Consider the following 13,468-nt stretch of genomic DNA (forward strand, 5'->3'; position numbering starts at 1 on the left):
CGCTGTGGTGCGGCCCGATCCCGAAAGACACCTCTCCAGATGAAGTCATTCCTTCGAGCCGCGGCCGCGACCGGCGTCGCCGCGGCCACCATCGCCACGGGGCTGAGCTTCGGCCCAGCAGCAACGGCAGCCACAGAACCATCCAAGATCGCGTCGGTGAACGGCGAGGCTCGAAGCCTCCTGCAGCCGGCCGGTCCGGAGTCCGCGTCGTTCACTTCCGCGGACACCTCCGACGCGAAGATCGACGTCCGACTCCCGATCGAAGGCGCTGGGTACACCAGAGGGTACGCGTACCGATCCCCCCACCCCGGGTTCAACCGACCGGGATCGGACTATCTGAAGGACAGCGTGGGATACACGCCGCTGATCACTGGTGGCGGCAACGCAGTCGTCCAGTCATCGTTCACCGTCTCCTGGAGCACGCTCGGTCTCGCCGAAGGTGAATCGACCACGCTGTACGTGCACAACGGGCACTTCGACAACGTCACGCACTGGAACAACTCCTCCGCGTACAGGACGGTCAGGGTGACCCGCCCGCGGACGTTCGCCGCGTCGTCGTCGTACGACAAGGCCGGGGACTCGTTCTCGATCTCGGGCAAGACGGTCAACTCGACCTCGTCGATCCAGGTCAGTGACGACGGCGGGAGCACCTGGCATGCAGTCGGCAACGCATCGAGCTACAGGTACGACCTACAGGTAGACCGGAAGTACACGAGCGGGACGACCATCCGCGTTCGCGAGGGCAGCTCCGGAAGCGGCTGGTCGATCTCGACCCACACCGCCGCCCTGACCGAGGTTTCCCTCGGCAAGAACGGCAACAAGCGGACCCTGACCGCCAAGACGAGTGCGTACGCCGAGATCCACGTGTCGAAGTCCGACGTCGCTACCGACGACTACCAGGTCGTCAAGGCCGGCGGTGACGGCTGGGTGCGCAACATCGACCTGGACCAGGTGCCGGGCACCGCGAAGACGGCGACGATCTGGAGTGGCGACCGGGGCAAGCGGACCGAGGTCAACCTGCCGCTGACCCTCAGCGCGAACGCCACCGCTGTCGACGTCGAGAGGGGCACCGCGAACCTCGAGGGTTTCGTACCGGACGGCACGAACCTCGTCCAGATCAAGTGGGGCTCCACCACGAAGGCAGTCGCGCCGACCGCCGAGGGTACCTTCCAGTACACCCTCGACAAGCTCGACCTCGGCTCGAACCCAGTCGAGATCACCGCGTACAAGGGTGGCGTAGAACTCGGAACCTTCACGCTGGACGTCGAGCTGAAGGTCGAAGACATCACCGCGAAGGCGACCTTCGACCTCGAGGACGTTGAGAAGACCGTTCAGGTCGAGGGCGCCGGTACACCGGGTGCGAAGGTCGAGATCCGTCGAGGCATGAAGACGATCAGCGTCGGGACCGTCGGCGCCGACCATCAGTGGACCGCAACGGTGAACCCGCCGAACATGACCGGGGTCGACACGCTCGAGTTCGTCCAGGTCGTCCGCGGCCAGGACAACGGCTCGATCGAGCTTCCCGTCGACTACGGCCTGGGCACCACCATCACGTCCCCGGACGAGGACTTCGATCTCGCTCCCGGCAGCACCCTGGTGATGCGCGGTGTCTCCCAGCAGAACTCCCTGCTGCGCGTCTACGAGAAGGGCAAGCCCGGGACGATCCTCGGTTCCACGAAAGCCGACAGCGACGACGGCAGTTGGTCGATCGCCATCGACGACCTCGAGGATCGCGAGTACGAGCTCGTCGTCGCGACCACCTCGAAGGGCTACAACGTCACGACCACCGAGCGCACGATCAACCCGGGCAAGTCCACCGTTGAGCAGCCGACGGCCGCGGTGCAGTTCGACCCGGACGTGACGAAGAAGGCGGTCGCTTCCGGTACGGGCGCTGAGGGCGCGACGATCACGGTCAAGAACGGTTCGAAGACGCTCGGGACGACCGATGTGAAGAACGGCGCGTGGTCGCTCCCGATCGACCCGGTCGGCCCCGGCCAGCACACCCTGACCGTCGAGCAGACCGGCATCGACGGCGTCCAGACCACGCAGACGACCGCCGACTTCGGTGAGGCCATCTCCCTGAACGCCCCGACGAGCTTCACCGGCGGCAAGATGACCGTCACCGGCAAGTCGTCCCAGGGCGCGCAGGTCGCCATCGTCACCGGCGGCAAGCAGGTCGACTCGTTCATCGTGACCGGCGCGGACGGGTCGTTCCGTCGTGACCTCACCGGCCTCGGCTCCGGGAAGATCGAGCTGCGCGCCACCGCGAAGTCGAAGGGCGCCCTGACGACCGAGACCACGGCCTCCTCGACCGCGCCGGTCACCGCAGAGTCCGTGCAGCTCTCCTCGCACGTCAAGAACGGCACCTTCGTGCCCGGCCAGCAGCACTTCGTCGGCCGCGGCACGGTCGGCGCGACCATCACGCTCAACCCCTTCGGCTTCGACCCGAAGTACGCGGGCTACAACCTGACCGCCCGGGTGGACCAGTTCGGCGAATGGGCCATCGACCGCGGGCTGAGCGACACCCCGTACGCGATGTTCTCGTTCAAGCAGACCGCCCAGACCGGCGTGACGAACGAGGTCGTGAACTACGGCCTCAAGCCCTACCGCGATCTCGGCCAGCCGGGCGACCTGCAGCTGACGAACTTCGCGTCGGGTGACTTCTTCAACCCGGGCGACCAGGTCTTCGCGGGCAAGGCCACTCCCGGCGCGACCGTCGTGCTCAACCCGTTCGGCTTCGACCCGCGCTACGCCTCGTACTCGATGTCGACCACGGCCGACGAGACCACCGGGGAGTGGCAGATCCGCCGCGGCCTGGGGAACACGATCTACCGCGAGGTGGCCGTTCGCCAGGAGCCCGAAGCCGCGGGCAAGGTCAACAAGATCGAGCACATCAGCATCGCCGCGAACGGATGGGTCGGCCAGCCCGCAGACCTGACGGTGACGAGCCACAGCGACAAGGGCACGTTCCCCCCCAACACCCTGCAGACCTTCCGCGGCACCGCCACGCCGGGCACCGAGGTCACGCTCTACCCGTTCGGTACCGAGTACCCCACCAAGGCGATGACCGTCACGGCGGACACCCTCGGCAAGTGGGAGATCCAGCGGACCCTGGGCAACCAGGTGTTCCCGATGGTCTTCACGCAGGACGCTGACGACGCCGGCACCAAGACCGCCCGCGTCGACGTCCGGCTCGTCCCCACCCCGTGACAACCAGGCGCGGGGCCGGGCACCATGCCGGCCCCGCGCCACCGACCCGAAGGCCCGATCATGACCAGACGCAGCACCCTCTCCGCCCTCCTGACCGCCGGGACCGCGGCTGTCCTGCTCACCGGATGCGCGAACGCAACCGCCCCGGACAGCAAGGAGAGCGCGCAGCCCACGAAGACCCCGACCAGCCTCGCGATCCCCGCCTACGAGAACAAGTGCGACGGATCGCAGGCCGTCCTGAGCGGCGATGGCGTCGAGCACACGCTCAAGAAGGGATGCAAGGCCGTGTCGATCGCCTCCTCCGGGAGCGCAATCGCGCTCGGTCCGACGAAGAGCATCGTCGTCGAGGGCAACAACAACGACATCACCGCCGCTTCGTCGGACCAGGTGACGCTCTTCGGCTCGAACAACAAGCTGCACGTCGAGGGCGGTGAGCCCGAGGTCGACGACCAAGGCACGGGCAACACCGTCGACTGACGGACGTGCGCACGAACGGCCGCCCAGCAGGGCGGCCGTTCGTGCGCTCCGACACTTCCGTATTCATATATCACGTGCTAGTATCTTGACATCTCGACAGACAGGACGCCATGGAACTCCCCGACCTCCTCCGCTCTCTCCGCCGTCGATGGCCCCTCGTCGTCGGCAGCATCGCGCTCGGCTCGGCAGCGGCGTGCACGCAGCTCCTCCTCGCGACCCCGACGTACGACGCGACGGCGCAGCTGTACGTGACGGTGGCGGCCGCGGACACCGGTTCAACGACCGACCTCGTCCAGGGCGGCAACGCAGCGGAACAACGTGTTCGCTCCTACGTCGACATCATCACCACGCCCCGGGTGCTCCAGTCCGCGATCGACGAACTCGGGCTCGGGCTGACCGCCCAGGAACTCTCCGAGCACGTCCGCGCCAGTTCGCCGAACGAGACCGTGCTCCTCTACCTGACCGTCAACGACACGTCCCCGAAACGGGCCGCCGCCATCGCCAACGCGATCAGCGCGAGCTTCACGGACGCCGTCGCCACCGACCTGGAGCAGGCGGGGGCCGACCGGCAGAGTGCGGTCTCGGTCCGTACCTCCCAGCCCGCGCTCGCGCCGGAGACGGCGGCGACACCGCAGCCCCTGAAGTCGATGCTGCTCGGCCTCGGTGGCGGGACGGCGGTGGGCGTCCTCGCCGCGCTGCTCCGAGACCTCCTCGACACGAGGATCCGCGGGCGGGCGGAGGTCGAGTCCGCGACCGATCGTCCGGTACTGGGCATGGTCCCCCGTTCGAAGGACCTGGCGAAGACGCCGGTCTACGTCCAGGGTGACGGCCGCGGGGCCTTCGCTGAGTCCTTCCGCTCGCTCCGGACGAACCTCCGATTCGTGGACCAGACCGAGCACAGCCGCGTCCTCGTCATCACGTCGGCGAACCCCAGCGAAGGGAAGACGACCACCTCGGTCAACCTCGCCGCCGCACTCATGGAGGGCGGATCGAGGGTGACGCTGGTCGACTGCGATCTCCGTCGTCCCGCCGTCGCGGCACGGCTGGACCTCGAGAACTCGGTCGGTCTGACGGACGTGCTCATCGGACGCGCCGAACTCGACGACGTGCTGCAGCCCTGGGGTGAGAACGGACGTGTCCTCCCGACCGGCCCGATGCCGCCGAACCCGGCCGATCTCCTCTCCTCTCCGGCGATGACCGCGATCCTCGCGACGCTCGCCGAGGACTCCGACTACGTGATCGTCGACACGCCTCCGCTGCTCCCGGTGACCGACGCCGCCGTCCTCGCCGCGACGACCTCCGGTGCGCTCCTGGTCACCGCCGCGGGCAGGTCCCGCACGACCGAGCTCCGCGAGGCGCTCGCCGTGCTCGACCGTGCAGACGCCCACACGATCGGGATCGCGATCGGGATGGTCAAGTCACCGCACCAGCACTACGCGTACGTCTACCGCGACGACGCGCCCCAGCTCAGCAAGTCGGACCTCAGACGGAGCCGCGGCAGCCGTGCGGCGGACAACCCCGCGTCGTGAACCCGGACCGACTCGTTCATCCTCAGACACCGCTGCGCGAGCGACCGCAGCACCCCAGTGCACCCGACTCCCCAGACAGGACGACCATGACAACCATCACAGACTCCCTCATCGGCTCTCGCGTCCTCGTGACGGGCGGCACCGGCTCGTTCGGCAAGACCGTGACCAAGCGGCTGCTCGCACGAGGGGTCGGTGAGGTCCGCATCCTCAGCCGGGACGAGGCGAAGCAGGACCAACTCCGCCAGGAACTGAGCGACCCCCGCGCTCGTTTCTACCTGGGCGACGTCCGCGAGCCCGAGAGCGTCGGCCGGGCCATGCGGGGCGTCGATCACGTGTTCCACGCCGCGGCCCTCAAGCAGGTGCCGTCCTGCGAGTTCTTCCCGCTCGAAGCAGTGCGGACGAACGTGCTCGGGAGTCAGAACGTCGTCGCCGAGGCCGTCGCCGCGGAGGTGCAGTCGGTGGTGTGCCTGAGCACCGACAAGGCCGTCTACCCCGTGAACGCGATGGGGATCAGCAAGGCGATGATGGAGAAGGTCGCGCTGTCGTTCGGGCTCAACAACCAGGACGCGACGACCACGGTCTCGTGTGTGCGGTACGGCAACGTGATGTACTCGCGCGGCTCCGTCATCCCGCTGTTCGTCGACCAGATCCGCAAGGGCAAGCAGCTCACCATCACGAACCCGGACATGACCCGCTTCATGATGTCCCTCGACGACAGCGTCGACCTCGTCGAGCACGCGTTCGTCCACGCGAACCAGGGCGACCTCTTCGTCAAGAAGGCAGCCTCCTGCACGATCGGTGACCTTGCCCGCGCGCTCGCGAACCTCTTCGGCCTGCCGGGCGAGCCCTTCCGCGTCATCGGTACCCGGCACGCCGAGAAGCTCTCCGAGGCGCTGGCCAGCCGCGAGGAGCTGGCACGTGCAGAGGACATGGGCGAGTACTTCCGCATCCCGGCGGACGTCCGCGACCTCAACTACGCCGCCTACTTCGAGGAGGGCGACCCGACGCAGACGGACCGGGCCGCCTACGATTCCCACTCGGTCGAACGCCTCGACGTCTGTGGCGTCGAGCAGCTCCTGCTCTCCCTCCCGGAGATCCGCGCTGAACTCGACCGCGCCGGCCGCCGTACCTCGAGGGTCGCAGCGTGATCGCTGTCTCCGGTCGCGGAGGGCTGGTCGGGTGGCACCTCCGGGCGCTGCTGCACGCGCAGGAGCGCGCGTGGACCGACGTCGACCTCCGCCGTGACGCTCGTCCGCTCGCCGGGCTCGAGGGCACGGCCACCGCTGTCCACGTCGCCGGCATCACCCGAGGCAGCGACGACGACCTCCGATCAGGCAACGTGGCCCTCGCCCGGCGATTCGTTGCGGCACTGGACCGGGCGGGCGCTCGTCCGACGGTCGTCGTGCACGCGAACTCGGTCCAGGCCGGTCGGCCCACGCCGTACGGCGAGGGGAAGGCGGGCGCCGCCGAGGTACTCGCCGCCGCAGCAGCCCGGTGGGGCGCCCGCATGCTCGACGTGGTGATCGAGAACGTCTTCGGCGAACACGGCAAACCGGACCACAACACCGTCACGTCCACCTTCTGCCACCGACTCGCCAACGGCGGTGACCTTCCGGTCGACTCCGACCAGGAGCGCGTCTTCGTGCACGCTCAGGACGTCGCCGAAGCGCTCATCGGCTCGATCGACGAGACGGAACTCGCCGCACGGTCGACGACACTGACCATCCCGGAGCTGGCGGCGAAGCTGACGGGACTCGCCGCCGTCTACGACCAGGGGGAGATCCCGCCGCTCGCGACCCCCTTCGACCGTGACCTGCTCAACACCTACCGTTCGTACGCCTTCCTGGCCCGTCCGGTCCACCGGCTCCACTCGGTCCACGACGACCGTGGTGCGTTCACCGAGCTCGTCCGCGCACATCGCGGCACCGGCCAGACCGCCATCTCGACGACGCTGCCCGGGGTGACCCGCGGGAACCACTTCCACCGCCGGAAGCTCGAGCGTTTCGTCGTCGTGCAGGGCGAAGCCCGCATCGCCCTCCGCCGCGTCCTGACGGACGAGCGGCAGGTCGTCGAGGTCTCGGGGGACCGCCCCGTCGCCGTCGACATGCCCACGCTCTGGGCCCACTCGATCACGAACACCGGCAGGACACCCCTCGTCACCGCCTTCTGGACGAACGAGCTCTTCGACCCCACCCACTCCGACACCCACCAGGACGTCGCATGATGCACTCGAACACTCCAGTACGCCGCACGAAGGTCCTCACCATCGTGGGGACCCGTCCCGAGATCATCCGGCTCTCCGCGGTCATCAACCTGCTCGAGGAGACGTGCGACCACGTCCTCGTCCACACGGGACAGAACCACGACCCGCAGCTGAGCGACGTCTTCTTCGACGATCTGGACCTGCGCCGTCCCGATCACTTCCTGCACGTGGACACCTCGTCGCTGGGTTCGGTCCTCGGCTCGATCCTGCAGCGCATCGAGCCGGTCCTGAACGACGAACGTCCCGACGCCGTGCTCATCCTCGGCGACACCAACAGCGCGGTTGCGGCCCTCATCGCGAAGCGCATGCGGGTCCCGGTGTTCCACATGGAGGCGGGCAACCGGTCGTTCGACGAGAACGTCCCCGAGGAGACCAACCGCCGGATGGTCGACCACGTGGCCGACTACAACCTCGTGTACACGGAGCACGCCCGCCGCAATCTGCTCGCCGAGGGCATCCACCCGTCGCGCATCCTGCTCACCGGGTCACCCCTCCGTGAGGTGCTCGCGGTGCACGAACCCGCGATCCGACGCAGTGACGTCCTCTCTCGGCTCGGACTCGCCTCCGAGCAGTACGTGCTCGTGAGCGCGCACCGCGAGGAGAACGTCGACGAACCGGAGCGGCTCCTGGCGCTGCTCGACGCCGTCCAGGCGGTCGGCGATGCGTACGACCTGCCCGTCCTCGTCTCGACCCACCCGCGGACTCGTCGGTCGTTGACCGGACTGGACGAGTCAGCCTGGCCACGTTTGCGGTTCCACGAGCCATTCGGTTTCCACGACTACAACCAGCTCCAGCGGTCTGCGTTCATCGTCCTCTCCGACTCCGGAACGATCAGCGAGGAATCCGTGATGCTCGGCTTCCCCGCGGTGACGCTCCGTGACCGCATCGAACGACCGGAAGCCGTCGACACGGCGTCCGTCGTCACCGCTGGCGTCCAGACCGGCCCGGTCCTCGAAGCGGTCGCCTTCGCACGCCGCCTCGCCGACACGACAGGGCCGTCGGGAGGCCCGGCGGACTACGCCGCGACGGACACGGCCCGCCGCGTGGTCGCGTTCGTACTGAGCACCGCACACTCGCACCACGCGACGCTCGGCCTCCGGAGACGACCGTGGCGGTGAAGCCGCCGTCCGTCCCGCTCCGCCTGCTCCGCCGCTTCCCCACGACGTCGATCGTCCTCGCACCGTACGCGTTGCTGTTCCTCCCCCTCGCGATCTGGAACGACAACCCGCAGACGGACTTCATCATCCGCACCGGAGGCCTCGCCGTCGGGGGCGCCTTCCTCGTCGAGGCGGCCGTCGCACTCGTCGTCCTCGGCGAGCGTCGGGCTCGGCGACAGCAGAGCCCGGTGTCCGTGCTGACGGCACGTTGGTACGGGTCCCGCGTCGCGGCGGTCGCGCGCGTGGTGACCGTCACGTCGATCGTCGCGAACCTCACATCGGTACTGCTCGGTGGTGGGACGCTCCGCGCACAGGTCGACTCCGCGGTCCCGAGCGGCGTCCTGACCGTCCTCAGCCCCTTCGTCTCGTGGGCGTACGTCGCAGTCGCGCTCATCATCGCCGCGAATGCGCTGGGGGGTCTGTCACGGTGGGGCGCCGTCCGGTGGCTCGTGGCACTGCTGGCGACGCAGGCGATCATGGCGTACCTGACGAACCTCACCGCCCGGGCGACGGTGTTCCTCGTGCTCCTCGCCACCCTCGCGATCCTCACCCGTCTGGTGCCGCGGAGCTGGATCCTCGCCGGTGCAGCCGCGTGTGCGGTCATCTGGCCGACGGTCTTCGAGATCCGGAACGCCCTCCGCCGGGCGAACGGCATCGACGTCAGCGAGACGGTCTCGGCCACCGACCGGCTCCGTTTCGACGAGCAGATCGGGCGGGCGGCGCAGTACGGTGCCGGTCACGACCTCGGGCAACCCGACGTCTGGTCTGCGCTCCGCTACGGCTTCGTCCCCCGCTTCCTCGATCCCGACCGCCCCACGATCTCGTCCGGCAACCTCATCAACGAGTTCCTCGGCGGCTCCTCGATCTCCTCGTACACGTTCCAACCGGTCGCGACCGCCTGGTTCTTCTGGGGTCCGCTCGCCGTGGTGCTGCTCTACGTGCTCTACGCGACCGTCATCATGGGACTCCGCCCGTGGGACCGCATCGCACGTCGGCCGGGAGCCGTGATCGTGTTCGCCCTGATGCTCGGCGGACCGCTGTCCTGGTTCAGCACACCCCCGGACGTCGTGGTGAACATGCTGCAGACCCTGGTGTCGACGACACCGGTCCTCCTCGCGCTCCGGCTCTGGGCTCGGGCGGACACGAGACGCGCCAGAGCGATCGAGGCGAACCGGGTCCGCAGCAGCGTCACCGTCCGATCGACGCATCCGTCCGGGTCGATGGGTGCCGTCCGATGATCAGCGTCCACTCCGTGGCACGCGTGGCCGGGTCGCGCGGGACGACGGCGCTGGTCGTCGGTCTCGGTTCGAGCGCGTCCGGGATGCTCGTCGCGGTGGCGATCGCACGCTCGTCCACGGTGGACGAGACCGGGCGTTACGGTGTCGCGGTCGCCGCCATGCTCCTGGTCACTGCACTGGCGCGGTCTGCGGTGGCGGACCCCCTCGTGGCTGCACCACCTGCCACCGACGTCCTCCGGCACACCGGGCGGGCGTCGGTGATCGGCCTCGGCGGGATGGCGGCCCTCGCTGTGGCTGCGGTCGCGCTCCGGTCCGAGTACCTGGTGACGGGGGCGCTCACGGTCCACGGGCTGGCGATGCGCGACACGGTGCGCGCGGTCCTGCTCGCGCGGGGGAGGTCGTCCGTCGCCGTGGTCGCGGAACTCGTCGGTCTGGGCGGCACGACGATCGCCTGCACCGGGACGCAGCTCGGCCTGTGGGACGCGTCCGCGGCGTTCGCGGTCTGGGCCGGCGTCGGAGCGCTGCTCGGCTACGGGATGTCGTTGGTCACACGGTCGACACTCCGACCCGGTTGGAACGAGACCCCCGTCCCCACCACGCGGAGCCTCGCCTTCGGTGGCGACACGATGATCGGCAGCGGAGTCGTCCAGGTCGTCACCTGGATCGCCACCTGGATCGGCGGACTCTCCGTCGCGGCGGCACTGCGTGGCGCCGGCACCCTCGCCGGTCCGGTGACCGTGGGGTTGACCGCCGCGCGTGCGGTCCTCATCCCCCACGCCGTCCGCCGCCTCGACGGCGGCGGCGGGGTCCGTGGGTTGCTCGGAGACACGACGAAGCTCTGCACCGTCGCCACACCGGTCCTCGTCCTGCTCGCCGTGGTCCCCGAACCGCTCGGTGTCGCGCTGCTCGGCGCCACCTGGCCGCTCGTCGCACCGGTCCTGGTGGCGACCGCGATCGAGCTCTTCGCCCAACTCGTCGCCGCCGTTCCGGAGTCGGCGCACCGGGCGATGGGCGCAGGCCGCAGGATCCTCGCCCTGCGCTGTTGCACAGCGGTCGTCCGGATCCCGCTCGTACTGCTCGTCGCACCGTCCGGCGTCGGGGCCGTCGTCATCGCCGCTGCAGCGGTCACCGCCGGGAGCGCACTCGCCTGGTGGATCAGCCTCGTGGTGCTCGTCCGGCAGCCCGTCCCCTCCCCGTTCTCTCCCTGAAGGACCCGAACATGCGCACACTCGCTCTCGTCGTGCCCGAGTACCGAACCCCCGAAGCCCGTGGCGGCGGGCTGGCGGCCGTCGCCGACTTCGTCGCTCGAGCGGTGTGCGGCCCGGAGACGCCGGCCCGTGACCGGTGGGACGTCCGTGTCATCGCGCCCCGCATGTACCACCTCGCCGCGGAACACCGCTCGGTGCTCCGGCCGAACAGCCTGCTCCGCGGCCCGACCGCGCACCGACGGCCCGGCACGGATCCTGCCGTCTGGGACGTCGGGACGTCGATGCCCGAGATCGAGGCGAACCGGTACCGACCGCGCCGCGCGCTGTCCGAGCTGGTGAACGCGTGCGACGCGGCGGTCGTCGTCGCGGGAACGCCGGCCATCGGCAACGTGATGCGGGATGTCTCGATCCCCTGGGTGCTCAAGGTCGCAACGCTCGTCGAAGAGGAGCGCGCTGGTCGGCTCGTCGACGCACGGGGCATCCGCGGCGTGTTGCTCCGCCGTGCCACGAACTCGACCGCTCGCCTCGACCGGCGTGCCCTGCACCTGCCGGCTGCGGTCGTCACCCTGAACGACTCGATGGCCGCACGCCTCCGTCAGCTCACTTCACGTCCGGTGCACCTGCTCCCGACCGGTGTCGACACCGTGCGCTTCCGCCCCGCTGACCGCTGGGCGCCGGACGGTCCGATCACGATGGTGAGCCGGTTGAACGATCCGCGCAAGGACGTCCCGACGCTCCTGCACGCCTACGCCGTGGCCCGCGCACGGCACGGGGTCGAGAACGCCCTCGTCCTCGCGGGCCGGCATGCGCTGCCGGCTGAGCACCGCGCGCTGATCGCCGAGCTGCGGCTCGACGAGCACGTCCGGGTCGTCGAGTCACCCTCCGACGACGACCTCGCCGAACTCCTGCGCGCCGCGTCGGTGTTCACGTCGGCGAGTCGGGAGGAGGGCCTCGGCGTGGTCTTCCTCGAGGCGATGAGCGCCGGGCTCCCCGTCGTGACGACCGCCACCCGTGGCGCTTCCTACGCGGTACCGGCAGGCGCCGGGCAGATCGTCCCCTTCGGCCCGCGCCTCGTCGACGACCTCGCCGCCGCCCTCGCCCGCGCCGTCCAGGACGTGCCGCTCGCGGTCGAACGCGGGCAGACAGCACGGCTCCACGTCGTCGAGCACTTCTCACTGCCGGTGGCCGAACAGCAGTGGCGTTCGCTGCTCGAGGACGTCCTGGGTGGTGCACGGTGACCACGATCCGGGTCCTCGCGCCGTACTTCGCCCCGGCGGTCGACGGCGGTGGTCCGATCCGGACGCTCGACGCGCTGACCCGCACCGCACCTGCGGACGTGTCGGTGACGGTCGTCACCCGTGATCGCGACCGCGGGCACAGCGCGCGCCTCCCCGTTCCGAGCGACCCGGTGCGTGACGGAGCTCGCTGTGTCCACTACGTCGACACACGGGGCCTGCGCGGTCTGACCCGATTGGCGTCCGCGATCCGTCGTCGTCCGTCCCCGGACGTCCTCTACCTCAACAGCGTGTTCGACAGCAGGTTCGCCGTGCTGCCGCTCGTGCTCCGTCGCCTCGGCCTCGCGCGCCCCGCGTGCACACTGCTCGCTCCTCGAGGCGAGTTCGACGAGGGCGCACTCGCGATCAAGCGCTCGAAGAAGACCGTGTTCCTGACGCTCGCGAAGTCGGTGCGCCTCTTCTCCGGCGTCGTGTGGCACGCATCGACCCCGCTCGAGGCGAACCGGATCAAGGAGGTGGTGGGCGGCGACGCAGAGGTCGTCGTGAGGGAGAACGAGACGTCCCTGCCGCAGCGCGCCGAGCGCGTGCCGCTGCCCCGTTCCTCCCGGCTCGAACTCGTCACGCTCGGACGGATCAGCCCCAAGAAGCGCACACACCTCCTCATCGAGGCTCTGGCACGCGTCGATCGGCCGGTCCGGCTGGTCGTCGTCGGTCCTGACGACGACGCCGCGTACGCGCGCCGGTGCCGATCCGCCGCCGCCGCTCTCCCCCGCACGGTGTCCGTGGAGTTCCGCGGTTCGCTCCCGCACGGCGCTGCGATGGAAGCGCTCATCCAGGCACACGCGATGGTCACGGCCACGGCCGGCGAGAACTTCGGGCACACGATCGCCGAGGCACTCGCGGTCGGGCGACCCGTCCTGCTCCCGCCGACGACCCCCTGGACGGACCGCGTCCGAGCCGGTGGAGGAACAGTGGTGGACGACGACGCGTGGGCTGCCGTGATCCAGAGGTGGGCAGACCGAGACCACACGGAGCTCGAACGTCGTTCGTCCGCGGCAGCCGACGGCTACGACGCATGGCGAGCCTCTGACGCCGATCCCCACGTGTTCGACCTCATCCGCCAGTCCCGAGCCTGATCCCGGTCCCAGGCT

The 13,468-nt window shown here is 69.6% G+C and carries 10 protein-coding genes; all 10 read left to right on the forward strand.

Going from position 1 to position 13,468, the window contains the following annotated elements; all coding sequences use genetic code 11:
* Positions 1–348: 348 nt before the first annotated feature.
* The 10 genes from KM842_RS11055 (at position 349) to KM842_RS11100 (ending at position 13,453) form a co-directional block, all read left to right on the forward strand.
* Positions 349–3,210 carry a hypothetical protein gene (locus KM842_RS11055; RefSeq protein WP_216258364.1) on the forward strand — a complete coding sequence of 954 codons (2,862 nt, stop codon included), beginning with the start codon at positions 349–351 and terminating at the stop codon, positions 3,208–3,210.
* Between the two features lie 60 nt (positions 3,211–3,270).
* Positions 3,271–3,687 carry a DUF3060 domain-containing protein gene (locus KM842_RS11060; protein WP_216258366.1) on the forward strand — a complete coding sequence of 139 codons (417 nt, stop codon included), beginning with the start codon at positions 3,271–3,273 and terminating at the stop codon, positions 3,685–3,687.
* 110 nt (positions 3,688–3,797) lie between these two features.
* On the forward strand, positions 3,798–5,216 hold the full coding sequence (locus KM842_RS11065; protein ID WP_216258368.1) for a tyrosine-protein kinase domain-containing protein: 1,419 nt from the start codon (positions 3,798–3,800) through the stop codon (positions 5,214–5,216).
* 86 nt (positions 5,217–5,302) lie between these two features.
* Positions 5,303–6,364, forward strand: coding sequence for a polysaccharide biosynthesis protein (locus KM842_RS11070; protein ID WP_216258370.1), 1,062 nt, complete (start codon positions 5,303–5,305; stop codon positions 6,362–6,364).
* Positions 6,361–7,440: a polysaccharide biosynthesis C-terminal domain-containing protein gene (locus tag KM842_RS11075; protein WP_216258372.1), complete on the forward strand. Its 1,080-nt coding sequence runs from the start codon at positions 6,361–6,363 to the stop codon at positions 7,438–7,440. The genes KM842_RS11070 and KM842_RS11075 overlap by 4 nt, the downstream gene beginning before the upstream one ends.
* On the forward strand, positions 7,437–8,597 hold the full coding sequence (wecB, locus tag KM842_RS11080) for a non-hydrolyzing UDP-N-acetylglucosamine 2-epimerase (RefSeq protein WP_437124529.1): 1,161 nt from the start codon (positions 7,437–7,439) through the stop codon (positions 8,595–8,597). Before KM842_RS11075 ends, wecB begins: the two co-directional genes overlap by 4 nt.
* The gene (locus tag KM842_RS11085; RefSeq protein WP_216258374.1) at positions 8,588–9,874 is read left to right on the forward strand and encodes a hypothetical protein; all 1,287 of its coding nucleotides are present in this window, start codon (positions 8,588–8,590) and stop codon (positions 9,872–9,874) included. The genes wecB and KM842_RS11085 overlap by 10 nt, the downstream gene beginning before the upstream one ends.
* Before the next feature lie 14 nt (positions 9,875–9,888).
* Positions 9,889–11,082, forward strand: a complete 1,194-nt coding sequence (locus tag KM842_RS11090; protein WP_216258376.1) for an MATE family efflux transporter — start codon at positions 9,889–9,891, stop codon at positions 11,080–11,082.
* An 11-nt stretch (positions 11,083–11,093) separates the two neighbouring features.
* Positions 11,094–12,320: a glycosyltransferase family 4 protein gene (locus KM842_RS11095; RefSeq protein WP_216258378.1), complete on the forward strand. Its 1,227-nt coding sequence runs from the start codon at positions 11,094–11,096 to the stop codon at positions 12,318–12,320.
* On the forward strand, positions 12,317–13,453 hold the full coding sequence (locus tag KM842_RS11100) for a glycosyltransferase (RefSeq protein WP_216258380.1): 1,137 nt from the start codon (positions 12,317–12,319) through the stop codon (positions 13,451–13,453). Before KM842_RS11095 ends, KM842_RS11100 begins: the two co-directional genes overlap by 4 nt.
* Positions 13,454–13,468: the final 15 nt, after the last annotated feature.

It is taken from the genome of Curtobacterium sp. L6-1, from assembly GCF_018885305.1.
GTDB classification, from domain to species: domain Bacteria; phylum Actinomycetota; class Actinomycetes; order Actinomycetales; family Microbacteriaceae; genus Curtobacterium; species Curtobacterium aetherium.